The sequence below is a fragment of the Stappia sp. genome (genome assembly GCF_048268045.1).
Lineage (GTDB): Bacteria > Pseudomonadota > Alphaproteobacteria > Rhizobiales > Stappiaceae > Stappia.
The window spans coordinates 162,132-185,172 of sequence record NZ_JBLWWG010000003.1 but is presented as its reverse complement, the minus strand read 5'-3'; the positions used below and the strand labels follow the sequence as shown (position 1 = coordinate 185,172).

Sequence of the window (23,041 nt, the reverse complement as noted above, 5' to 3'; positions counted from 1 at the left end):
CCAACCCGATGTCGAAACAGAAGAAGATCGTTTTCCAGGGCGAATACGGTGCAAACTCGCACATGGCATGCCGCGACGCCTTTCCGGATTGCGAGCCGGTGCCCTGCGCGACATTCGAGGACTGCTTCACCGCGCTGGAGAATGGCGAGGCCGATCTTGGAATGATCCCGGTGGAGAATTCCGTCGCTGGCCGGGTCGCCGACATCCACCATCTGCTGCCGCGCTCCTCGCTCAACATCATCGGCGAGTATTTCCTCCCCATCCGCTTCCAGCTTATGGCGCTTCCCGGAGCGCGGATCGAGACGCTCAAGAGCGTCCAGAGCCACATCATGGCGCTCGGCCAGTGCCGCAAGATCATTCGCGAACTCGGCCTGTCGCCGGTGATCGGCGCCGACACCGCCGGCTCCGCACGCCAGATCGCCGAGCGCGGCGACCTCAGCGCGGCGGCCCTAGCCCCCGAGATGGCGGCCGAAGCCTACGGGCTGGAAATCCTGCGCCGGGACGTTGAGGATGCCGCCCACAACACGACGCGCTTCCTCATCCTGTCGCCGGAGCCGGTCAAGGCGAGAAACAACGGCCAGCCGGTGATCACCACCTTCATCTTCCGGGTGCGCAACGTTCCGGCGGCGCTCTTCAAGGCGCTCGGCGGCTTCGCCACCAACAGCGTCAACATGACGAAGCTCGAATCCTACCAGCTCGAGGGACAGTTCTTCGCCTCCATGTTCTACGCCGACGTGGAAGGACATCCCGACGACCGCTCCGTCGCGCTGGCGCTTGAGGAACTCGAGTTCTTCTGCGCCGAACTGAAGCTGCTCGGCGTCTATCCCGCCGCCGCCTTCCGCGACAAGATCCGCGAGCCGGAAGCCAACCGGGCGCTTCGCCCGACCCCCGGGATCTGAACCCCGCCCATGGCCAGACCGCTTCGGCGCCCGGCCCGGATCCGACAAACGCCAATGCCGAGAAGAGGATTTTCGACACCAATGACCAGCCAGACCTTCGACGCTCTGTGCATCGGCAACGCGATCTGCGATGTCTTCGCCCATGTGGAGGAAGACTTCCTCGCCAGGGAAAGCCTCGTGAAGGGCTCGATGCGCCTGATCGACACCGAAGAGGCCGTCCGGCTTTACGAGAAGATGGGCCAGACGACGCGCATCTCCGGCGGCAGCGCGGGCAATACCGCCGCCGCCGTTGCCTCGCTCGGCGGCAAGACCGCCTATTTCGGCAAGGTCGCAAAGGATGATCTCGGCGACGCCTATCGCCACGACATGCGTGGCACCGGTGTCCACTTCGAGACCCCCGCCCTGATCGACGGCGTGCCGACGGCACGCTCGATGATCCTGATCACGCCGGACGGCGAGCGCACGATGAACACCTACCTGGGTGCCTGCATCGAGCTTTCGGAGAACGATGTCGATCCGCAGGTCGTGGCGGCCTCCGCCTTCACCTACATGGAAGGCTACCTGTGGGACCCGCCGGCGGCGAAGCGGGCCTTCCTGAAGGCTGCGGAGATCGCCCATGGCGCCGGCCGGAAAGTCAGCCTGACACTTTCCGACAGCTTCTGCGTCGACCGCTATCGCAGCGAGTTCCTGACGATGATGCGCGACGGAACCATCGACCTCCTGTTCGCCAATGAGCACGAACTGCGCGCGCTCTACGAAACCGCCGATGTCGATACGGCCATCGCCGCCGTGCGCGAGGACTGCGCGCTGACCGCGCTGACACTCGGCGCCGAGGGCGCGATGGCGATCTCGCGTGAGAAGACCGTGCGCGTCCCCGCACAGAAGGTCGACGAGATCGTCGATCTGACCGGCGCCGGCGATCTCTTCGCCGCGGGCTTCCTGGTTGCCCAGTCGCGCGACTACGACCTGTCCATGTCGGCGGAACTCGGCTGCCTGTGCGCCGCCGAAGTCATCGGTCATGTCGGCGCGCGTCCCGAGCGGGCGCTGCGCCAGATCGCCGCCGAGGGAGGCTTCAGCATCTGAAGCCCCGCCCTCGCGGAATGGGACGGACAAAAAAAGGCGCCGCGCGATCCCGCGCGGCGCCTTTTTCGTTTCTGTCCTCGAGCTCGCGAGGGGCTCGCAGTCCCGTCAGTCGGAGAGGTCCTGCACCGACGAGATCCGGCCGTCCTCGGTGAGCCGGTAGACGATCGGGACACCGGTCGCCAGCTCCCTCTTCAGGATCTCCTCCGGCGACAGACCCTCGAGTTCCATCACCAGCGATCGCAGCGAGTTGCCGTGCGCCGCGACAATGACGCGCTTTCCGGACAGAACCTGCGGAAGGATCTGCGCCCGGTAGTAGGGCAGAACGCGCTCGGCCGTCATCTTCAGGCTCTCACCGCCGGGGGGAGGCACGTCGAAGGAGCGGCGCCAGATGTGCACCTGCTCCTCGCCGAACTTCTCGCGCGCCTCATCCTTGTTCATGCCGGTCAGATCGCCGTAGTCGCGTTCGTTGAGCGCCTGATCGCGAATGGTCTCGAGCCCGTCCTGCCCCAGTTCGGACAGGATGAGATCCAGCGTATGCTGGGCGCGGGTCAGAACCGAGGTGTAGGCGACGTCGAAGGCGAGCTTCAGATCGCGCAGCTTGGCACCGGCCAGCTTCGCCTCCTCGATCCCCTTCTCCGTCAGGTCCGGATCCTTCCAGCCGGTGAACAGGTTTTTCAGGTTCCATTCGCTCTGCCCGTGACGGACGAGAACCAGAAGATGTTCCATGTCGCAGTGTCTCCAGTTGGAAGATCCGGGCGCGCCAGGCGCCAGCGGCGAAGCCTCCGCTGTCGATCAGTCGGAAAGGCCGAGAACGTCGTCCATCGTGTAGAAGCCGGGCTTGCGGCCCCGCGCCCAGAGAGCCGCCTTGATGGCGCCGCGGGCAAAAATCTGCCGATCCTGGGCGTGGTGGGAGAGGGTGACGGTCTCGAGCGGACCGGAGAACAGGACGCTGTGGTCGCCGATCACCGTGCCGCCGCGCAAGGTGGCAAAGCCGATGTCGCCGCGAGGCCTCTCGCCGGTGATGCCGTCACGCTGGCGCACGGAGCGGGTCGCCAGGTCGATGCCCCGGCCTTCGGCAGCCGCCTCGCCCAGCATCAATGCCGTTCCCGAAGGAGCGTCAACCTTGTTTCGATGGTGCATTTCCAGCACCTCGATGTCGAAATCCTCGTCGAGGGCCGCGGCCGCGCGGCGCACCATGGCGGCAAGCAGGTTCACGCCGAGGCTCATGTTGCCGGACTTGACGATACGGGCATGGCGGGCGGCAGGCCGAACGGCGTCCACATCCTCCTCGCTCATGCCGGTGGTGCCGATGACGTGAACGATGCGCGCCTGGGCGGCAAGCTCGGCGAAGACACGCGTGGCGGCAGGGGCGGTGAAATCGAGCACGCCGTCACAATCTGCAAAGACGCGAAGCGGATCGTCGACCACAATAACGCCGTTCGGCTGGAGCCCGGCGAGAACACCCGCATCCTTGCCGATCGCCTCGGCACCCGGACGCTCGACGGCTCCCGCGAGCTCGACGCCATCCATCTGCGAGATCGCGCGGACAAGCGCTCCGCCCATCCGCCCCGCGGCTCCCACAACGGCTAGACGCATTGCCGGCATATCGATTTCCGTCCCTTGCTACCGCCCTCAAGCTTTTCAGGTTTGCGGTATATCAGGTTGACCGGCGCGTGCAACGCCCGCGCCGGAAGCTCCCGTCGGCCGTCCATCCTCGACGGGAAGGTGGACAAAGTCCTTGCCGGCGTCCGGGTCCGTTAACGACTGAACGGCTATGCCGATAGATATCATCCTTGCATCGAACGATTCGCTGTTTCAGAATCGAACACGTCACGTCGAACCTTGGATTGTCGTTGTGCGCAAGAAAATCAAATGCACTCCGACGGTCGTGCTCGCTCTTCTGTGCATCCTGTTGGGCGGGCAATACCACCCGGCGGCCGCCCAACACATCGGCGGCGGCGCAATGAGCGGCAACATGCCGCTCAAGACTTTCCTCACGGAACATCCTGAAGAAAGCGCACTCAGCCTGCGCTTCTATGATCGCGTGTCGAAAAACGCCGTGCCGATCACCGGCGAAAAACGTCCGGTCCACATCGCCATCGTCACCTCACGCACCGAATATTCCGAACACTGGCGGCGCAGCATCGCCGCCCTGCGGGCCAGGCTCGGGGAACTGCAGGTCCCCTTCACCATCGCCGAGCGGAAGGCGCCGCAGGATCGAGACATGCGCAGGCAGACCAATATGGTTCTCGACGCGCTCGCGAGCGATCCAGACTACCTCATTTTCATGCTCGACTCCTTCCGTCAAAGGTCTCTCATCGAACGCCTCGTCAGCCGCAGCAGGCCCAAGGTCATCCTGCAGAACATCACGACGCCGGTTCGCGAATGGGGCAAGGCACAGCCATTCCTCTATGTCGGCTTCGACCATGAGGAAGGCGCCCGGCTTCTGATCGACCACTATGTGGAAAGCCGGCCGGAGCACGAGCGCTTCGCGATCTTCTACGGCGAGCCCGGCTTTGTCAGCCGCGCTCGCGGGGAGACCTTTCGCACGGCGATGCTCAAGCGTACGGACAAGACGCTGGCTGCCACCTATTTCGTCGGTTTCGACCGCGAAAAGGCCCGCACCGCGGCGCTCAGCCTTCTCGGACGCGACGACCGGATCGGTTTCATCTATGCCTGTTCGACAGAAATCGCGCTCGGTGTCAGCGAGGCGATCGAGCAACTCGGTCTCGTCGGCAAGGTTGCGACAAACGGCTGGGGAGGCGGCAGCGAGGAACTCGAGTTGATCGCCCGGGGACGTCTGACTGCAACCGCGATGCGCATGGACGACGACAGCGGCGTGGCGATCGCCGAGGCAATCGCGCTCGACCAGTCGGGACGGCGGGCTGAAGTGCCGCCGGTCTATGCCGGCACCTTCGCTTTGGTCACATCCAAGGATCCGCGACAACGGATCGAGCAACTGAAGCGACGAGCATACCGCTACTCCCAATGAAGAAAAATCGGAAGCACGAGATCAGCTTCAACAGTCTCGTCCTGGGGCTGTTCGCCATCGCACTTGTCGTCACGTCGACATTGCTGTTCTCGATCAGCTATGTGAGCAGCCTGTCGATCGCGGACCGTGAGGTCGAAAGGTTCGCGCGCAAGGAAAGCGCGCTCGTCCACCTCGTCTTCGAGCAGACGCTGTCGCGCCTCGACACCTTCCAGCGCCGGCTGGCAGGCGAGCCGGCCTTGCGCAACGCGCTGCGCGCGCGCGACAAGCGTGCGGTCGCGGAGCTGCTTGAGGACACCACCTGGCAGCGCATGGGGGCGCAGTTCGAGATGCTGATCGTCGACCTTCCCGGAGAGCCGGGCTGGGTGGACGCAAGCTATTCGATCTTCGACGTGAACGCGGTCCTTCCCGCCGCGGCCCGCGAGGCAATGGTCAACAGCTCGTGGGAATTTCATGTCGGCCGGCAAGACGGGGAGACGGTTCTGCTCGCTGCCGCGTCCATCCCTGTCGTCGACAATGAGGACGGGCAGGTGCTCGGCCATCTCGTCGGGGCATATGTTTTCAACGACAGCCTGCCGTTCATGGTGGACATCACCAATGCCCTCGACACGGAGCGGGTCACGCTCATTCATCGCGACAGCATCATCGCTCAGTTCGGCGCGCCACGCGGCGAGAAGCTGCCTGAGGATGCCCTGAGTGCGCTGGCGACCACCGACCACGTTATCGAGAACCAGCGCCTTTATGTGCGCAGCAGCCTGAGCACGGCCGGAGAGATGGATGAAGCCTATATCGTCTCCAGCCGCCCGAACGAGACGCTCCGGAACGTGCAGCAGACCTACAGGGAGATCTTTCTTCCCTTCCTGTTCTATCTGGTGGCCGCATCGCTGCTCGCCGCCTACACGCTGCACAGGTTCATGAGCCCTGCGCTCGAGCGGCTGCTCGGCTACGCGGCCCATATCCGCAAGGATTCCCGAGACCTGAACTATCGCCCCGGGCGTGTGGCTGAGTTCAACGAACTCGGCAAGGCGCTGCAGAATGTCTTCACGGACCTGCGAGACACCAACGCGCAATTCCGCTCCCTGATCGACAAGTCGCTGCACGGGGTGTGCATCTACGGCGGCGAGCGGATCCTCTACCTGAACGACGCGCTTCTGGAGATCCTCGGCTACGACAAGAGCGAACGTCAGAGTGTCACCGACATGTGGCTCACCGACCTGTTCCCGCCCGACGAGCAGGTTCGGCTTCTGTCCTACAATCAGGCGCGACGCGCGGGGGCCAGCGCGCCAAGCGTCTATGAGGCGCGCGCCGTGGGTAAGGACAGGCGCATCATCTGGATCGAGATGCACGTTCGCGAAACGCGCTGGAACGGGATAGACGCCTACTATGTGACCATCGCGGATATTTCCGAGCGCAAGCGGCAGGAGGAACTGATCGTCCGTCAGGCGAACTTCGACGGGCTGACGGGCCTGCCCAACCGCTATCTCTTCCGCGACCGCCTTGTGCAGGCGCTGGCACGGGCGGAATGGGAGAAGCAGTCGGTGGCGCTGCTCTTTCTCGATCTGGATCGCTTCAAGAACATCAATGACACGCTCGGCCACAGCGCCGGCGACGAGCTGATCACCGCCGCGGCGACGCGCATTTCGGCGGCTCTCGCCGAGAACGACACCGTTGCGCGCCTCGGCGGCGACGAGTTCGCGGTGATCCTGGCCCACGCGCGGGACCTTTGGGACATCGAGGAGACCGCCTCGCGGATCCTCGACACCCTCGCCCGACCGATTGTCGTGGGGCGCGGCGCGGAGGTCTTCTCCACCGCCAGCATCGGCATCACCGTGTTTCCGGCCGACGGCCGCGACGCGGACGGACTTCTGCGCCAGGCAGACACCGCCATGTATCACGCCAAGGCCGACGGCGGGAATGCGGTGCGGTTCTTCTCGGCGCACATGAACGAGCAGGCCGCGCAGGCGATGGAGATTGAAAGCGCGCTGCGGCGGGCAATCGACCGCCAGGAACTCCAGCTTCACTACCAGCCCGTCATCGACGTCGTCGCCGGACGTGTTGCCGGCTGCGAGGCGCTTGTGCGCTGGACGGACACGGACAAGGGCGAGATCCCTCCGAAGGATTTCATTCCCATTGCAGAGAACACCGGCCTGATCGTGCCGCTCGGCGCCTTCGTGCTGGAGACGGCCTGCCGTTTCCACCAGGCCTGCCGCACGGAAGGGATCGACCTGCCGATGCTCAGCGTCAACGTCTCGCCCCGCCAGTGCCGCGACGAACGCTTCCTCGATCTGGTCCGCAGCGCGTTGAACACGACCGGCATGCCGCCCGAACAGTTGCATCTCGAGATCACCGAAAGCGTGATGTTCGACGAAACGGGCAGCGACCCGGTGCAAACGCTGAGTGCCCTCCGCGCGCTCGGCGTCCGCCTGTCTCTTGACGATTTCGGCACCGGATATTCCTCGCTGAGCAATCTCAAGCGGTTCCCGATCGACACGCTCAAGATCGACCGCTCGTTTGTCCGCGACCTGGAAAGCGACCTCGACGCGCCGGCGCTCATTGAGGCGATTGTCGCGCTCGCGGGAAGCCTCGGGCTCGACGTCATTGCCGAGGGCGCGGAGACGGAAGGGCAATGCGAGGCCCTGACCGCCCTCGGCTGCCGGCTGATCCAGGGGTTTCACCTGGGACGACCGATGCCGGGCGATGCGTTCCGCGCCTTCGTGCGCGCCCACGACACGCTTTCCGCCTCGCGCTCGGCGATACCGCTCTAGAAGAGCCTGATCGACAGGACAGAGGGCATAAAACAAAGGGGCCGGCGCATCGCGCCGGCCCTTTCCTGTTTCCTCAGCCGCGTTTCCGCGGAAAAGCCGGCGCCTAGATCAGGCGTCCGCCTCGAGCTCCTTGCCGGTCTCCTGGTCGACAACCTTCATCGACAGGCGAACCTTGCCGCGCTCGTCGAAGCCCATGAGCTTGACCCAGACCTTGTCGCCTTCCTTGACCACGTCCGTGGTCTTGGCAACCTTCTGCGGAGCAAGCTGGGAGATGTGGACCAGCCCGTCCTTCGCGCCGAAGAAGTTGACGAAGGCACCGAAGTCCACCGTCTTGACGACGCGGCCCTCGTAGACCACACCGACTTCCGGCTCGGCGGCGATGGAGTTGATCCAGTTGATGGCCGCCTGGATCGCCTTGCCGTCCGACGAAGCGATCTTGACGGTGCCGTCGTCCTCGATGTTGATCTTGGCGCCGGTCTTCTCGACGATCTCGCGGATCACCTTGCCGCCCGAACCGATCACTTCGCGGATCTTGTCCACCGGGATCTTCATCACCTCGATGCGCGGCGCGTATTCGCCAAGCTCGGTGCGTGCCTCGGAAAGCGCGCTGGCCATCTCGCTCAGGATATGAATGCGGCCGTCGCGCGCCTGCGCCAGGGCGACCTTCATGATCTCCTCGGTGATGCCATCGATCTTGATGTCCATCTGCAGCGAGGTCACGCCCTCAGCCGTGCCGGCCACCTTGAAGTCCATGTCGCCGAGGTGATCCTCGTCACCGAGAATGTCGGAGAGGACCGCGAAGCGCTCGTCTTCCTTGATCAGGCCCATGGCGATGCCCGCCACCGGAGCCTTGAGCGGAACACCGGCGTCCATCAAGGCAAGCGAGGTGCCGCAGACGGTTGCCATCGAGGAGGAACCGTTCGACTCGGTGACCTCGGACACGACGCGAAGCGTATAGGGGAACTCGTGATGCGGCGGCAGCAGCGGATGCACGGCGCGCCATGCGAGCTTGCCGTGTCCGATCTCGCGGCGGCCGGGCGAACCCATGCGGCCGGTCTCGCCGACGGAGTACGGCGGGAAGTTGTAATGCAGCATGAAGGTCGCCTTGTAGGTGCCTTCCAGCGCATCGACGAACTGCTCGTCGTCATTGGTGCCGAGCGTGGCGACGACAAGAGCCTGGGTCTCGCCGCGGGTGAAGAGCGCCGAACCGTGCGCGCGCGGCAGGATGCCCGCTTCCGACACGATCGGGCGAACCGTCTTCAGGTCGCGCCCGTCGATGCGCTCGCCCTTGTCGAGGATCGCGCCGCGCACGATGCCAGCTTCGGTCTTCTTGAAGAGGTCGCCGAACACAACCTTCTCGAGACCGGCCTCGCCCGCCTCGGCGGACATGGTCTCGAAGGTCTTGGCCTTCACCGCGTCGATGGCATTGCGGCGCTCGGTCTTCTCGCGGATCGCATAAGCGGCGGTCAGCTCTTCGCTGGCTAGCTCCTTGACACGGGCGGCAAGCGCGGAGTGATCCGGCAGGTTCAGCTCGCGCGGCTCGCGCGCGGCCGTCTCGGCCAGCTTGACGATGGCGCCGATCACGGTCTGGAACTGCTGGAAGCCGAACATGACGCCGCCGAGCATGACATCCTCGGCAAGCTCCTTGGCTTCCGATTCAACCATCAGAACCGCTTCGGTGGTGCCGGCGACGATGAGGTCCAGCGAGGACTCCTGCATGTCGTCGATCAACGGGTTGAGCACATACTCGCCGTTGATGTAGCCGACGCGCGCGCCACCGATCGGCCCCATGAAGGGGATGCCCGAAATGGTGAGCGCGGCCGAGGCTGCGACCATAGCCAGGATATCGGGAGCGTTCTCCAGATCGTGCGACAGGACGGTGATGATCACCTGGGTGTCGCACTTGAAGCCGTCGACGAACAGCGGACGGATCGGGCGGTCGATCAGACGCGATGTCAGCGTCTCATGCTCGGACGGGCGCCCCTCGCGCTTGAAGAAGCCACCGGGGATCTTGCCGGCTGCGTAGGTCTTCTCCTGGTAGTTCACGGTCAGCGGAAAGAAGTCCTGGCCCGGCTTGGGCGACTTGGCGGCGACGACCGTGGCAAGGACCTTGGTCTCGCCGTAGGTGGCAAGTACTGCGCCGTCAGCCTGGCGGGCAACCTTGCCCGTCTCGAGGGTCAGCGGGCGTCCGCCCCAGTCGACTTCCACGCGATGAATATCAAACATGTCTCTTCCTAACTTGAGATCGCCCGCGCCGCGCTGCTGGCGCCTGTCGCGGGTCGGTCTGTGGGAACCTCGCCGACACCGCGCACATCATGCGCGGCTCGGGCGGGTCGATCCCTTGTGGCAACAGCCTCGCCTTCTCGGACAGCCATCGCCTGTGAACGACGCGCCACGGGCAAGACACCGGGGGGCTCGGAGGTATTCCAGGACACGCCCGGAAAGCTCGCCAAGCCACCTGCTATCCTGCCCCATGACCGCCAAGAGGCCGTGTCTGCGGCCTTCCTCGCGGCTCCGGTCGCGCATCCCTCGAGACGCGCCGCACCGGCACCGAAGACAGAAGGCGCGACGCCCTTGCGGACGCCGCGCCCTTCAACTCGTTAGCGACGCAGACCCAGACGCTGGATCAGGTTCTGGTAGCGCGCCACGTCGGTCTTCTTCAGGTAATCCAGGAGCGAACGGCGCTGGCTCACCATCTTCAGGAGGCCGCGGCGGGAATGGTTGTCCTTGCCGTGGGTCTTGAAGTGGTCGGTGAGGTTGACGATCCGCTCGGTCAGGACAGCGACCTGCACGTCGGCAGAGCCGGTGTCGCCTTCCTTGATCCCGTATTCCTTGATGAGTTCCGCCTTGCGTTCCGCGGTAATCGACATCGGTCAGTCCTTTCCTGAGACGTCACGGATCCTCAAAGGTCCGCGAGATTAAAAACGCGCCTGGGCAGGAGTTCCCCGCGTTCCACCTCGCCAATGGCCACCAGCTCGCCTTGAGCCGTGACCGAGACCGGCCCGGTAAACACGGGGGCATCGCGCCCGCGCAGCAATACGCCCTGCCCCTGTCGGAGACGGGCGGCATCCTGCCTGCTCACGGCCAGCGCCGGGATGTCGTCCAGCGCGGTCTGAACAGGCATGATGAAGCGTGCGTGGTCCTCGTCGAGGCCCTCGCCGGGCGCACATTGCCCCAACTCCTCCAGAGTTTCCAGCGGAATCATGTCATCCTCGCCGAAGGGGCCGACGAGGAGACGCCGCAATTCGCTCACGTGTCCGCGGCTGCCGAGACGCTCGGCGATGTCGCGGGCGAGCGAGCGAACGTAGGTCCCCTTGCCGCATTCCGCCTCGAGAACGGCATGGTCGGTATCCGGGCAGTCGACGAGATCCAGCCGGTGGACGTCGATCTCGCGCGCAGCAAGCTCGACCTCCTCGCCGCCACGGGCCAGGTCATAGGCGCGCGCGCCGTCGACCTTGATGGCGGAGTATTTTGGCGGCACCTGCGCGATCGTTCCGGTGAATTCGGGCAGAACGGCGCGGATGGCGGCTGCGTCAGGGCGCACCGGGGACGTGGCAATCACGTCGCCCTCGGTGTCGTCTGTCGCCGTCGCCTCGCCCCAGCGCACGGTGAAGCGGTAGACCTTTCGGCCGTCCATGGCGAAGGAAACGGTCTTCGTCGCCTCGCCGAAGGCAATCGGCAGACAGCCAGAGGCGAGCGGATCCAGCGTGCCCGCGTGTCCAACCTTCTCGGGATGAAAGATCTTCTTCAGCCGCGTCAGCGCATCGTTGGACGACAGGCCGACGGGCTTGTCGAGCACCAGCCAGCCGTCGATGCGGTTGCGGTTCGCTTTCCTGCGTCGAGCCATGTCAGGTCCGGTCGTCGGTCTCGGAACCGTCGCCGGCCTCGTCCGCGTCGATATCGCGGCGCACGTCGTCGCGATTCAGCAGCGTGGTGATCCGGTCGTCGTCGTCGAAACGGGTGTCGAGAACGAACCGCAGGTCGGGAAGGAACTTCATGGTCATCCGGCGTGCGAGGTCGCGGCGAATGACACGAGCGCTGCGGTTCAGCGCCTCCACCACCTTGTCGCCGTCCTTGCCACCAAGCGGCATGACGAGGCAGCTCGCCAGACGCAGGTCCGGCGTCATGCGCACTTCCGGCACGGAGATGATGGTGCCGTCGAGGACGGGATCCGCAAGCGTGCCGCGCGACAGGATGTCGGAGACTTCCTTGCGCACAAGCTCGCCGACGCGCAACTGGCGCTGCGAAGGCATTCCGGCCGGTGTCCGGTTCGAATTCGACATGGGTAAGATCCAGGCGTGAGGTCGGGGCGAAGCGGCGGAGCCGCCTGACCGGCGCGAAACGCCCCGGCCAAACGGCAAAACCGGCGGGAGAAGACCCGCCGGCGCCTGTCAGATTTCGCGCCGCCGTGGTTACAGCGTGCGGGCCACCTCTTCGACCCGGTAGCACTCGATGACGTCGCCGGGACGCATGTCCTGGTAGCCGACGAAGTTCATGCCACATTCCTGGCCGGACTGAACTTCCTTCACCTCGTCCTTGAAGCGCTTCAGCGTGCCGAGCTTGCCTTCGTGGATCACCACATCGTCGCGGATGAGGCGCACTTCCGCGCCACGCTCGACAGTGCCCTCGGTGACGAGGCAGCCGGCGACCTTGCCGACCTTGGTGATGTTGAAGATCTCGCGCACTTCCGCGTTGCCGAGGAAGGTCTCGCGACGCTCCGGCGACAGAAGGCCGGACATGGCTGCCTTAACGTCATCCACGAGATCGTAGATGATGTTGTAGTAGCGGATCTCGATGCCCTCACGCTCGGCCGCATCGCGCGCCTGCTTGTTGGCGCGGATGTTAAAGCCGATGATCGGGGCATTGGAGGCCGTGGCAAGCGTCACGTCGCTCTCGGTGATGCCGCCAACACCCGAATGGATGATGCGGGCCTTGACCTCGTCGGTACCAAGCGCGTCGAGCGCTCCGACGATGGCTTCGGCCGAGCCCTGCACGTCGGCCTTGATCAGGAGCGGGAACTCCTTGTGACCGGTTTCCTGCAGGCGGTTCATCATCTGCTCGAGCGAGCCGCGGGCGCCGAGTTCGCGCACGCTGGTCTTCTCGCGCAGCAGACGCTGGCGATAATCGACGATCTCGCGGGCACGGGCCTCGTTCTCAACGACGGCGACCATGTCGCCGGCCGCCGGGGTGCCGTTGAAGCCGAGGACCTCGACCGGCTTGGACGGGCCGGCTTCCTTCTGCTGCTGGCTGTTCTCGTCGAGCATGGCGCGAACGCGGCCCCACTCGGAGCCGGCCACGAGGATGTCGCCGACCTTGAGCGTGCCCTTCTGAACCAGCACCGTTGCGACCGGGCCGCGACCCTTGTCGAGCTGGGCCTCGATGACGATGCCCTCGGCAGTGCGATCCGGATTGGCCTTCAGCTCGAGAACCTCGGACTGAAGCAGGATCATCTCGAGCAGCTTGTCGAGATTGGTACCCTTGAGTGCCGAGACCTCGACCTCGATGACGTCACCGCCCATCGATTCCACGACGATCTCGTCGCGCAGAAGCTCCGTGCGGACCTTGGTCGGATCGGCGCCCGGCTTGTCCATCTTGTTGATGGCAACGATGATCGGCACGCCGGCAGCCTTGGCGTGGCTGATTGCCTCGCGGGTCTGCGGCATCACGCCGTCATCGGCGGCAACCACCAGGATGACGATATCCGTCGCCTTCGCGCCACGGGCACGCATCTGCGTAAAGGCAGCGTGACCCGGGGTGTCGATGAAGGTGATCTTCTGACCGTTCCGCTCGACCTGATAGGCACCGATATGCTGGGTGATGCCACCGGCCTCGCCCTGCACGACCTTGGAGCGACGCAGCGCGTCAAGCAGCGAGGTCTTGCCGTGGTCGACGTGACCCATGATCGTGACGACCGGTGGGCGCTGGACCAGCGTCTCATCGGCATCAGCCAGCGAGAACAGTCCGTCCTCGACATCCGCCTCCGAGACACGCTTGACCTTGTGGCCCATCTCCTCGGCGATCAGCTCGGCCGTGTCGGCGTCGATCACGTCGTTGATCTTCATCATCTGACCCTGCTTCATGAGCAGCTTGATGACGTCGACGGAGCGCTCGGCCATACGATTGGCGAGATCCTGAATGGTGATCGCCTCGGGAAGAACCACCTCACGGGAGATCTTCTCGCGCGCCACCTGCTGGCCTGAGCGACGCTCCTTCTCGCGGCGACGACGCAGTGAGGCGAGCGAACGGCTGCGCCCATCCTGATCGCCGGTCGCCGACGAGATCGTCAGCTTCGAGCGGCGACGGTCGTCGCCGGCACCGCGCGCCGGGGACGGCGTACGCTCGGGAGTGACAGCCTTCGCGCGCTTCGGCGCCTTGCTGACGGTCTTGCGATCATCACCGGCAGGCGCTGCTGCGCCGGCACCGGGCTTGCGGGCGGGGGCCGGGCGCGCATCGGCGCGCGGCGCCTGTCCACCTTGCTCGGCATTGCCGCTGTCGGACACGACAGCACCCAGCGCGGCCGCTGCATCGGCGGCGGAAACCTTTTCGCGCGGCTCTTCGACCTGCGGACGCGCGGCCTCCTCGGCAGCACGACGGGCGGCCTCCTCGGCCTCCAGACGCGCACGCTCCTCGGCCTCGGCCTTGCGCTTGGCTTCTTCCTCGCGACGACGAACCTCTTCCTCGGCGCGCCGCTTCTGATCCTCGACCTCGCGGACCTGCGCTTCACGCAGAGCCACCTGGCGGGCAGCAGCCTCGTCCTGGGTCAAAGTGCGCAGGATATTGCCGCGCGGACGCTGACCGGACGCAGCCTGACGCGCCGGGGCCGCATCGGCCTGACGCCGCTCACGGGAAGCCGTGGAGGGCTGCTGCGGCTGGGGCTGCGGCGCCTCGACTTCGGTCTTGGAAGTCTCGCCCGGCACAACGACGCGGCGCTTCTTCTTCTCGACCACAACCGCCTTGCTGCGCCCATGGGAGAAGCTCTGACGCACTGTGCCCTGTTCAACGCCGGAGCGTTTCAGGCCCAGTGTCTTGCGCTCCATACTGATCGTCTTGTCGCCGGGATTCTTCGTTTCGCTCATATCGCCTTCAGTCCTGGGTCACCGCATCACTTACACCGCTACCTGACGCCTCTAGGAAGCCGGCCGGAAAACCGGCGCGGAACCGCTCCAGATCTGCGATCCGGGCAAGCGCGTTCTCGCCTGCTCGACCTGCAAGCAGTGCAGCATGTATCACATTTGACCGACCCAATGCCAAATCCAATTGAGTCGATGCAAAACAACCGATCAGCCGGCACCCGCCGGTATCGGAAAAACGTGCCCGCGCAATCGACGCGAGCTTGCTGGCTCCATCCTCGCCGCCGCCGGCGGCATGAACGAGCCCGATCACTTTTTCGCCGCGCAACACAGCCTCGACCTTAGCGAACCCCGCCACGACCTCACCCGCCTTGCGCGCGAAAGACAGCGCATCCAGCGCGGCCCGCTCCAGAAGGCGCTCGACCTCCTCGGCCAGATCGCCCTCGACGCGCACGCCGCTGTCCTTGAGGGCGCGCGCGAAAACCTTTTTCTTCTGCGCCATCTCGACGCTTGCCCGATCAGCCGTAACCCAAACGCCACGGCCGGGAAGCCGGCGACGCAGGTCCGCCACGATCGTTCCGTCGGGCGCCGCAACGAAGCGGATCAGATCCGCCACCGGACGCACCTGGCGCGACACCGCGCAGCTTCGTTCCAACGGCTCGTTTCGCTTCGGCACCGCGCCACTCCGGGGCGGCGCGCGCCCGTCGGGCACAGCGCATCAAGCCCCTTGTTCGATCACCACGCCGGCACTTGCGGAAGGATCCCCCCTCCGCCCGCACCGCGCGGCCATGATGTCGTCGGCCCGCGCGCCAGTCCGCCCCGCCTGAGCGGGAAAGCCGGCGCGAGATGCGCTCAAACCTCGTGAACGACCCCGGTTGCGACGACGCCCTCGGCCTCGTCCTCACCCGCTTCGTCCGCCTCGCTGTCCCCGTCGGTCTCCTCGACCTCCGGCTCCAGCTCTTCCGGGCTGATCCAGCCCGCCGCGACACGCGCAGCCATGATCATGGCCTCGGCGTCGGCGCGGGAAACGTCATGGGCGCTCAGGGCACCCTCGTGACGCTGCACCTCGCCATTGGCGCGCTCGGTCCAGCCGGTCAAATCGTCGGTGGCACATCCCGCAAGATCTTCCACCGTCCGGATCTCGTCCTTGCCGAGCGCCACCAGCATGGCGGTCGTCAGCCCCGGGATGGCGCGAAGGTCATCGGAAACACCCAGCTCGCGGCGCTCGCCGTCGAGCTTTGCCTCGACCTCTTCCAGATATTCGCGTGCGCGCGCCTGGATCTCGTCGGCCGTATCTCCGTCGAAGCCCTCGATGGAGGCCACCTCGTCGCGTTCGACATACGCCACTTCCTCGACGGAGGCAAATCCTTCGGACGCAAGCAGCTGTCCGACGACCTCGTCGACGTTGAGCGCATCCATGAAAAGCTGGGTCCGTTCGGCGAATTCCTTCTGGCGGCGCTCCGACTCGTCGTGCTCCGTCATGATGTCGATTGCCCAGCCGGTCAGCTGGGAGGCAAGACGCACATTCTGGCCGCGACGGCCGATGGCGAGCGACAGCTGCTCGTCGGGAACCACAACCTCGATGCGCTCCGCGTCCTCGTCGACCACCACCTTGGCGACCTCGGCCGGCTGCAGCGCATTGACGATGAACGTCGCCTCGTCCGCGCTCCACGGAATGATGTCGATCTTCTCGCCCTGAAGCTCGCCGACCACCGCCTGGACGCGGCTGCCACGCATGCCGACGCAGGCGCCGACAGGATCGATCGAGCTATCCTTGGAGATGACGGCGATCTTGGCGCGCGAACCCGGATCACGGGCAACCGCCCGGATCTCGATGACATTGTCGTAGATCTCCGGCACTTCCTGAGCGAAGAGCTTCGCCATGAACTGCGGATGGGTGCGTGACAGGAAGATCTGCGGGCCACGCTGCTCCCGGCGCACGTCGTAGATATAGGCACGCACGCGGTCACCGGTGCGGAACTGCTCGCGCGGGATCAGCTCGTCGCGCCGGACAATCGCCTCGCCGCGACCGAGATCGACGATCACATTGCCGTACTCGACGCGCTTGACGACGCCATTGACGATTTCGCCGATGCGATCCTTGAACTCGTCGTACTGGCGATCGCGCTCCGCCTCGCGGACCTTCTGCACGATCACCTGCTTGGCCGACTGAGCGGCAATGCGGCCGAAGTCGAGCGGCGGCAGCGGCTCGGCGATGAAGTCGCCAAGCTGGGCAGCGGGGTTGCGCACCAGCGCATCCTTCATGCCGATCTCGGTCGAGGTGTTCTCGACCTCATCGACGACCAGGAGCAGACGCTGCAGCTTGATCTCGCCGGTGCGCGCGTTGATCTCGGCGCGGACCTCGGTCTCGGAACCGTAGCGGGAACGCGCGGCTTTCTGGATCGCGTCCTCCATCGCCGCGATGACGATGCTCCGGTCGATCGTCTTCTCGCGCGCCACAGCGTCCGCGATCTGCAGAAGCTCGAGCCGGTTCGCACTGATTGCCATCCCAGTCCACTCCTCTGGCGCCGTCCTTCCGGCGCATGTCCTTGGCCTTTGCCGGATGGATCCGGCGCCACTTCATGTTTCTCGCCGGCCGAAACCGGCGCAAAGGCAGCTCAATCGCCGCCGATATCATCCCCGGCATCTACGCCCTTGGGAGCCTTCTTGGCCTTGCGCCGCGCGGATTTCTCGGCCTTCAGGGCAGCCTCGACCAGCGCGTCGGTCATGACCAGGCGCGCTTCAGCCATATCCGCAAAGGAAAGGCGCACGTCCGGCACACCGTCATCGGGCAGATCCTCGAGCCGCAGAACCAGATTGCCATCCTCGACACCGCGGATCTCGCCACGAAAGCGCTTGCGGCCATCGAGGGGAACCTCAAGCTCGAGCTTGACCAGATGACCGCGCCAGCGCCGAAAATCCTCGGGCCGCACCAGCGGCCGGTCGACGCCCGGCGAGGAGACCTCCAGATGGTATTCCTGGTTGATCGGATCCTCGACGTCGAGCACCGGAGTGATGGCGCGACTGACGCTCTCGCAATCGTCGACGGTCATGGTTCCGTCGGGCCGCTCGGCCATGAGCTGGAGGGTCAGGCCATTAAGGCCGGACAGCTTGATGCGCACAAGGCGGAAGCCGAGATCGGTAATGGCCGGCTCGACCATCGCCGCGATCCGCGCCTCAAGTCCGTTCTCTCGTACGATCCGCGTTTCCCGTTCCTGCACCCGTTCCTCTTAACTCTTGGTCCCGGTTCCCCGAGGTGGATCCCCCTGGAACGCACGCCGGACCGTCTGTCGGCTCGTCCAAAACAAAAAGAGCGGGTCCTTGCGGGGCCCACTCTCGTACTGCTCACGCGAGCCATAGAGATTGAATGCTTCCGACTATAGCGATGAGGGCCGCCAAAGCAAGAAGATTCCACCGCCCCGCGCACCACGGCCCGCGCCGTGCCCTTTGCCGGGCATGGCGGCGGACGCCCCGTTCGCGACGGCATATCGAGGCCGGATCAACGCCGGCGAAACTCGAGGTAGTGGCCGCGCCGGCCTTCACGGAAGGCCTTTTCCTCGTAGCGCGTACCGGACCAGGGCTGCCATGGCTCACGCCAGTCGGCGGCCTTCTCAGCCGTCCAGTCGAAATCGTCCCGGGCAGCGAACCGGGCGAGCGCCCAGTCGACATACGTGTCGATGTCGCTGGCGAAACGGTAGACCGCGCCCGGCTTCAGCACGCGCGCGAACCGGTCGATGTTGGTCGGATTTACGAAGCGGCGCTTCCAGTGCCGCCGCTTCGGCCAGGGATCCGGATAGAGCTGGTAGATGCCGTCGAGCGCGCCTGCCGGCAACCAGTCGAGCAGCTTGATCGCGTCATCGTCGAAGACGCGCACATTGTCGAGCCCCTGCTCGTCGACCTCCACCACGGCCTTGGCAAGGCTGTTGACGAACGGCTCGACGCCAATGAAACCGGTGTCGGCCAACCGACCGGCCTCATGCAGGAGATGCTCGCCACCACCGAAGCCGATCTCGAGCCAGACCGAGCCAACCGGAGCCTCGAACAAGGTCCGCAGGTCCGCCGGGGCGGGTGCGGAAAGATCGACGTTCAGGCGCGCGATCGCCGCATCGAACTGGGTTCGCCTGTTGACGCGCAACGGCTTGCCGACGCGCCTGCCGAAGAAGGAACCCTTGGTGTGATCGGTCATTGGGTGACGTCCGCCAAATGCGCCCGCGGCCTTACACCGGCCGCGCGAGGCCACGGGCCTGCGTACGGGCGATGCGTAAAGCGTCGCCCGGCACATGCGTCTGGCACATGCCGGGCGGGGCGACTGTCTCTCGTATCCGCGCGCTTAAGAAACGGCGTCGCGCAGGGCATGCACCAGGTCGATCTTCTCCCAGGAGAAGCCGCCATCGGCCTCCGGCTCACGACCGAAGTGACCGTAGGCCGCGGTGCGGGCGTAGATCGGGCGATTGAGGCTGAGGTGCTGGCGAATGCCACGCGGCGTCAGGTTCATGACCTCACGAACGGCAAGCTCGAGCTTCTCCTCGGCAACATTTCCCGTGCCGTGCAGGTCGACATAGACCGACAGCGGCTCGGCGACGCCGATGGCGTAGGAAAGCTGGATGGTGCACCGGTCGGCGAGATTGGCCGCAACGACGTTCTTGGCCAGATAGCGCGCCGCATAGGCGGCCGAGCGGTCGACCTTCGTCGGATCCTTGCCGGAGAACGCGCCGCCGCCATGCGGAGCCGCGCCACCGTAGGTGTCGACGATGATCTTGCGCCCCGTGAGGCCCGCGTCGCCGTCGGGTCCGCCGATCACGAACGCGCCGGTGGGGTTGACGTGCCATACGGTATCGTCGCCGATCCAGCCGCCGGGAATGGCGGTGCGGATGTAGGGCTCGACGATCTGGCGGATGTCGTCGGAAGACAGGCTGCCGTCAAGGTGCTGCGTCGACAGCACGATCGAAGTGATTCCGACCGGCAGGCCGTTCTCGTAGCGAACAGTGACCTGGCTCTTGGCATCCGGACCGAGAACAGGCTCCTTGCCGGACTTGCGCGCCTCGGCGAGAATCTCGAGAATCTTGTGCGAATAATAGATCGGCGCCGGCATCAGCTCCGGGGTTTCACGGCAGGCGTAACCGAACATGATGCCCTGGTCGCCCGCGCCCTCGTCCTTGTTGTCGGCCGCATCGACGCCCTGCGCAATATGCGCCGACTGCGCGTGCAGGTAGACCTTGACGTCGCAGTTCTCCCAGTGGAAGCCTTCCTGCTCGTAGCCAATGTCCCTGATCGCCATGCGCGCCAGATGCGCGATGTACTCATTGGTGATCGACGCGGGACCGCGGGTCTCGCCAGCGATCACAACGCGGTTCGTCGTGGCCAGCGTCTCGCAGGCAACACGCGCTTCCGGCATTTCGGAAAGAAAAGCGTCGACGACCGTATCGGAAATACGGTCGCAGACCTTGTCGGGGTGTCCCTCCGAAACGGATTCGGAAGTGAAAAGGTAGTTTTGACGAGCCACGTTCAACCGTCCTTCTGGGAAGAAATCGAAACAGGCGGCAGGATCACCCCGACGCCTGGCTCGACACATGCCAGTGAAGGCGCGGCTTCGTCAAGTTGATCGGAGGGTTCACGAGCGAACCGCCTCCGCGAATGGCAAAAAAATCCTCGAAAGCCCCCGATTGTGTCGGGACGCCTATTGCCGATTGCGGTTCAGCCTATTTCTGGCGGGAAATCTCGCTCGATCGAACGGGCGCGTCCACCCGGAGTGGACGCCGCGCCACGCGCAAATGAAACACCGACATCATTGACAAGGGGCGCATGCGCGCCCCGTTCAACCGCTCATGCTCCGGCCGGCCCTGTTTCCGGTCGGCCGGAGAGATATCGGTTCAGGCTCCCAACGCGAGGCCGCCCCGCGTGGGTCAGGCCTCTTCGCCGGCGAGCGCGCGAACCAGCTCGACCACACGGCGGCGAACCTTGGCGTCCTCGATGCGGACAAAAGCCTTGTTGAGCGAAAGGCCTTCCGAAGAGGAAAGAAAGTCGACAACATAGGAGGCCGGCTTGGCCTCGCCGAAGCCGGCAGCTTCGTCGGGCGTTCCCGGAGCGTCCTCGAAAAAGAAAGCGACCGGCACTTTCAGGATCGTGGCGATATGCTGAAGCCGGCTTGCACCAATCCGGTTGGTGCCCTTTTCATACTTCTGAATCTGCTGAAATGTAATTCCAAGAGCCTCGCCGAGCTTTTCCTGGCTCATGCCAAGCATCATGCGACGCAGGCGAACGCGACTTCCAACATGCACATCGATGGGGTTCGGTGCTTTTTTGCTGCTCATTATTTGTCTTCTTTCCGGTTTCGGGGATTTCTGTGACCAGACTTATTTTTATTTAGTCACATCAATAAAGAACTGCCAACGCGCGTTCACCACCCCCCCGGCGACGAGGTGCCGGCACGTTTTCTTCACGGCAGTTTCACAGACTACAACCCGCTGTACGATACGCGCGGATGCGGTTGTTATGATGCCGTGCCGCGCGTCGACTCGTCAATCATTACGCGCATCCCCTACGTATCGCGTCACGACAAGGAGTCCAAGCGAAAGAATCAGGATAATTAACAATGCCTTTTGTCGTATTATTTCCGACGCTATCGGCTTCATTGCCGAGGGAAGGCGGATGTCAATCCTGTCCGTGACGCCGAGAGAGCGGCTCGCGATGACCCGACCGAGCGGATCCACCACCGCGGAAATCCCGGTGTTCGCAACCCTGACCAGCGGAAGCCCTTGTTCGATCGCGCGCATTCGCGACAAGGCGAAATGCTGGTAGGGGCCGGCGGTCTCCCCGAACCATGCGTCATTGGTGACGTTGAGGAGAAAGCCCGGATGCTCGGGAAGTCCTTCCGCAACGACGGGGAAAATCGCCTCGTAGCAGATCATCGGCAGAAACGACGGACCTTCGACCGGAGCCAGAAGGCGCGGACGGAACCCGGCCCGGAATTCGCCGGGCAGCGGCACAAGCTTGGTGAGCCCGATCGCCTCGAGCCAGGGCTTGAGCGGCAGATACTCTCCGAAGGGAACCAGATGCACCTTGTCGTAGGCGTCACGGATCTCGCCGTCGCCGCCGAGCACATAGACGCTGTTGTAGAAAACGCGACCGCCGTCCTCGACACTGGCGCGAACTGCTCCGGTCACCAGCGTGTCGCGCGGGCCGAGCAGCGCGGCGATGGCCGCCAGCGCGTCGGGGGTTTCCGTCAGCAGGAAGGGAAGCGCGGACTCCGGCCAGATGACGAGGCGCGGCAACGTGTCCGTTCCACTCTCCCCCAGCTCGTCGCGCCAGGGCGCGCGGCTCATCTCCAGATAGGTCTCGAAGACGCGGGCGCGGTTTTCCGGCAACCACTTCTCTTCCTGCGGAATGGAAGGCTGAACGAGGCGCAGCGCCACGGGCTGCGGTTCCGGCACCTGCCTCAGCGCGAGACGGGCAGCGCCCAGCCCCGCGACCGCGATGAAGAGCGAGATGGAAAACACAGCCATGCGACGACCGCCGCGGGAGCCATCTGCAAGACCGGCCAGGCCGCAAAAGATCAGGGCGACGACAAAGCAGAGCCCGTAGAGGCCGATCACGGAAACCGGTTGGGCCAGCGCCGTGACGCCCGCGAATGCGTGAGCCCAAACGTTCCAGGGGAACCCCGTCAGCACATGGCCGCGCAGCCAGTCGCCGCAGGCAAGCGACAGCGCAAGCACCAGCATCCTGTCCCAGCCATCACGCCAGAACAGACCGGCGACCGCAACCGAGAGCCCGGTGAACAGCGCCAGCCCGGCCGGCAGGGCGACAACCGCGAGCGGGATCATCCAGGCGAAGACGTCGGCTTCCACCAAAAAGGCGCGACCGATCCACCAAAGGCCGGCCAGATGAAAGCCAAAGCCAAACCACCAGCCGATGGCCAGCGCAGGCCTGAACCTTGCCCGGCGCGGGCCGCCAACCTGCATGGCACCATCGATGAGCCAGACAAGGCCCGGGAAAGAGACGGCAAGGACGGGAAAGGCGCCGACCGGCGGCATGGCAAGCGCGGACAGCGCGCCAAGCAGAAGGGACAGAAGCCACCGACGCCAGCCGTCGGCAAGAAGAAACACCTGCGCCACTCGCAGCACTGCCGCAGCTCCTGTTGGTTGCGCGCCATGCGCACCGGCGCGACCGCTCATGCGGCATCCGCCATGCGGCGCGACGAGCGGGGTCCCGCCAGGCCCGGCCAAAACGAATCGCCCG

Annotated in this window: 18 protein-coding genes; 4 read left to right on the top strand and 14 right to left on the bottom strand. The window is 65.0% G+C overall.

Features of this window, described 5'->3' with window-relative positions; genetic code table 11:
- Positions 1–8: 8 nt before the first annotated feature.
- Positions 9–899, top strand: coding sequence for a prephenate dehydratase (locus ACN0WF_RS05960; protein ID WP_417771885.1), 891 nt, complete (start codon positions 9–11; stop codon positions 897–899).
- An 81-nt stretch (positions 900–980) separates the two neighbouring features.
- On the top strand, positions 981–1,982 hold the full coding sequence (locus ACN0WF_RS05955; RefSeq protein ID WP_417771884.1) for an adenosine kinase: 1,002 nt from the start codon (positions 981–983) through the stop codon (positions 1,980–1,982).
- A gap of 105 nt (positions 1,983–2,087) precedes the next feature.
- Here ACN0WF_RS05955 and ACN0WF_RS05950 read toward each other — a convergent pair whose 3' ends face one another.
- Positions 2,088–2,708 carry a 2,3-bisphosphoglycerate-dependent phosphoglycerate mutase gene (locus tag ACN0WF_RS05950; RefSeq protein WP_417771883.1) on the bottom strand — a complete coding sequence of 207 codons (621 nt, stop codon included), beginning with the start codon at positions 2,706–2,708 and terminating at the stop codon, positions 2,088–2,090.
- Between the two features lie 66 nt (positions 2,709–2,774).
- Positions 2,775–3,578 carry a 4-hydroxy-tetrahydrodipicolinate reductase gene (gene dapB, locus ACN0WF_RS05945; RefSeq protein ID WP_417771882.1) on the bottom strand — a complete coding sequence of 268 codons (804 nt, stop codon included), beginning with the start codon at positions 3,576–3,578 and terminating at the stop codon, positions 2,775–2,777.
- Between the two features lie 379 nt (positions 3,579–3,957).
- On the opposite strand from dapB, the gene ACN0WF_RS05940 reads away from it, so the two are divergent.
- Positions 3,958–4,974 carry a substrate-binding domain-containing protein gene (locus ACN0WF_RS05940; protein WP_417771881.1) on the top strand — a complete coding sequence of 339 codons (1,017 nt, stop codon included), beginning with the start codon at positions 3,958–3,960 and terminating at the stop codon, positions 4,972–4,974.
- The gene (locus ACN0WF_RS05935; protein ID WP_417771880.1) at positions 4,971–7,736 is read left to right on the top strand and encodes an EAL domain-containing protein; all 2,766 of its coding nucleotides are present in this window, start codon (positions 4,971–4,973) and stop codon (positions 7,734–7,736) included. Before ACN0WF_RS05940 ends, ACN0WF_RS05935 begins: the two co-directional genes overlap by 4 nt.
- 108 nt (positions 7,737–7,844) lie before the next feature.
- Here ACN0WF_RS05935 and pnp read toward each other — a convergent pair whose 3' ends face one another.
- From pnp to lnt, 12 genes are all read right to left on the bottom strand, one after another.
- Positions 7,845–9,962 carry a polyribonucleotide nucleotidyltransferase gene (gene pnp / locus ACN0WF_RS05930; protein ID WP_417771879.1) on the bottom strand — a complete coding sequence of 706 codons (2,118 nt, stop codon included), beginning with the start codon at positions 9,960–9,962 and terminating at the stop codon, positions 7,845–7,847.
- 374 nt (positions 9,963–10,336) lie between these two features.
- Complete coding sequence (gene rpsO, locus ACN0WF_RS05925; protein WP_417771878.1) at positions 10,337–10,606, bottom strand: 30S ribosomal protein S15; 270 nt, start codon at positions 10,604–10,606, stop codon at positions 10,337–10,339.
- Positions 10,607–10,638: 32 nt separating this feature from the next.
- Positions 10,639–11,583: a tRNA pseudouridine(55) synthase TruB gene (gene truB, locus ACN0WF_RS05920; protein ID WP_417771877.1), complete on the bottom strand. Its 945-nt coding sequence runs from the start codon at positions 11,581–11,583 to the stop codon at positions 10,639–10,641.
- A 1-nt stretch (position 11,584) separates the two neighbouring features.
- A complete protein-coding gene (gene rbfA / locus ACN0WF_RS05915; protein ID WP_417771876.1) occupies positions 11,585–12,019 on the bottom strand; it encodes a 30S ribosome-binding factor RbfA in 435 nt (144 codons plus the stop codon).
- Between the two features lie 129 nt (positions 12,020–12,148).
- Positions 12,149–14,812, bottom strand: coding sequence for a translation initiation factor IF-2 (gene infB / locus ACN0WF_RS05910; protein ID WP_417771875.1), 2,664 nt, complete (start codon positions 14,810–14,812; stop codon positions 12,149–12,151).
- Positions 14,813–14,819: 7 nt separating this feature from the next.
- Positions 14,820–15,482 (bottom strand): RNA-binding protein, encoded by a 663-nt coding sequence (locus ACN0WF_RS05905; RefSeq protein ID WP_417771874.1) that lies wholly within the window; start codon positions 15,480–15,482, stop codon positions 14,820–14,822.
- Positions 15,483–15,658: 176 nt separating this feature from the next.
- Positions 15,659–17,314 carry a transcription termination factor NusA gene (gene nusA / locus ACN0WF_RS05900; RefSeq protein ID WP_417771873.1) on the bottom strand — a complete coding sequence of 552 codons (1,656 nt, stop codon included), beginning with the start codon at positions 17,312–17,314 and terminating at the stop codon, positions 15,659–15,661.
- A gap of 110 nt (positions 17,315–17,424) precedes the next feature.
- Positions 17,425–18,027 (bottom strand): ribosome maturation factor RimP, encoded by a 603-nt coding sequence (gene rimP / locus ACN0WF_RS05895; protein WP_417771872.1) that lies wholly within the window; start codon positions 18,025–18,027, stop codon positions 17,425–17,427.
- A 278-nt stretch (positions 18,028–18,305) separates the two neighbouring features.
- A complete protein-coding gene (gene trmB, locus ACN0WF_RS05890; protein ID WP_417771871.1) occupies positions 18,306–18,992 on the bottom strand; it encodes a tRNA (guanine(46)-N(7))-methyltransferase TrmB in 687 nt (228 codons plus the stop codon).
- Between the two features lie 144 nt (positions 18,993–19,136).
- Entirely contained in the window at positions 19,137–20,309 is a 1,173-nt protein-coding gene (metK, locus tag ACN0WF_RS05885) for a methionine adenosyltransferase (RefSeq protein WP_417771870.1), read from the bottom strand.
- 400 nt (positions 20,310–20,709) lie between these two features.
- The gene (locus ACN0WF_RS05880; protein ID WP_417771869.1) at positions 20,710–21,117 is read right to left on the bottom strand and encodes a helix-turn-helix domain-containing protein; all 408 of its coding nucleotides are present in this window, start codon (positions 21,115–21,117) and stop codon (positions 20,710–20,712) included.
- Positions 21,118–21,324: 207 nt separating this feature from the next.
- Positions 21,325–22,977 carry an apolipoprotein N-acyltransferase gene (gene lnt / locus ACN0WF_RS05875; RefSeq protein WP_417771868.1) on the bottom strand — a complete coding sequence of 551 codons (1,653 nt, stop codon included), beginning with the start codon at positions 22,975–22,977 and terminating at the stop codon, positions 21,325–21,327.
- Positions 22,978–23,041: the final 64 nt, after the last annotated feature.

Bases quoted from the DNA above. Each gene is read 5' to 3' on its own strand.
- nusA (WP_417771873.1), bottom strand. From the start codon at position 17,314: ATGGCAATCAGTGCGAACCGGCTCGAGCTTCTGCAGATCGCGGACGCT.
- ACN0WF_RS05955 (WP_417771884.1), top strand. From the start codon at position 981: ATGACCAGCCAGACCTTCGACGCTCTGTGCATCGGCAACGCGATCTGC.
- dapB (WP_417771882.1), bottom strand. From the start codon at position 3,578: ATGCGTCTAGCCGTTGTGGGAGCCGCGGGGCGGATGGGCGGAGCGCTT.
- ACN0WF_RS05950 (WP_417771883.1), bottom strand. From the start codon at position 2,708: ATGGAACATCTTCTGGTTCTCGTCCGTCACGGGCAGAGCGAATGGAAC.
- pnp (WP_417771879.1), bottom strand. From the start codon at position 9,962: ATGTTTGATATTCATCGCGTGGAAGTCGACTGGGGCGGACGCCCGCTG.
- lnt (WP_417771868.1), bottom strand. From the start codon at position 22,977: ATGAGCGGTCGCGCCGGTGCGCATGGCGCGCAACCAACAGGAGCTGCG.
- trmB (WP_417771871.1), bottom strand. From the start codon at position 18,992: ATGACCGATCACACCAAGGGTTCCTTCTTCGGCAGGCGCGTCGGCAAG.
- ACN0WF_RS05960 (WP_417771885.1), top strand. From the start codon at position 9: ATGTCGAAACAGAAGAAGATCGTTTTCCAGGGCGAATACGGTGCAAAC.
- rpsO (WP_417771878.1), bottom strand. From the start codon at position 10,606: ATGTCGATTACCGCGGAACGCAAGGCGGAACTCATCAAGGAATACGGG.
- ACN0WF_RS05940 (WP_417771881.1), top strand. From the start codon at position 3,958: ATGCCGCTCAAGACTTTCCTCACGGAACATCCTGAAGAAAGCGCACTC.
- ACN0WF_RS05935 (WP_417771880.1), top strand. From the start codon at position 4,971: ATGAAGAAAAATCGGAAGCACGAGATCAGCTTCAACAGTCTCGTCCTG.
- infB (WP_417771875.1), bottom strand. From the start codon at position 14,812: ATGAGCGAAACGAAGAATCCCGGCGACAAGACGATCAGTATGGAGCGC.
- rbfA (WP_417771876.1), bottom strand. From the start codon at position 12,019: ATGTCGAATTCGAACCGGACACCGGCCGGAATGCCTTCGCAGCGCCAG.
- truB (WP_417771877.1), bottom strand. From the start codon at position 11,583: ATGGCTCGACGCAGGAAAGCGAACCGCAACCGCATCGACGGCTGGCTG.
- ACN0WF_RS05880 (WP_417771869.1), bottom strand. From the start codon at position 21,117: ATGAGCAGCAAAAAAGCACCGAACCCCATCGATGTGCATGTTGGAAGT.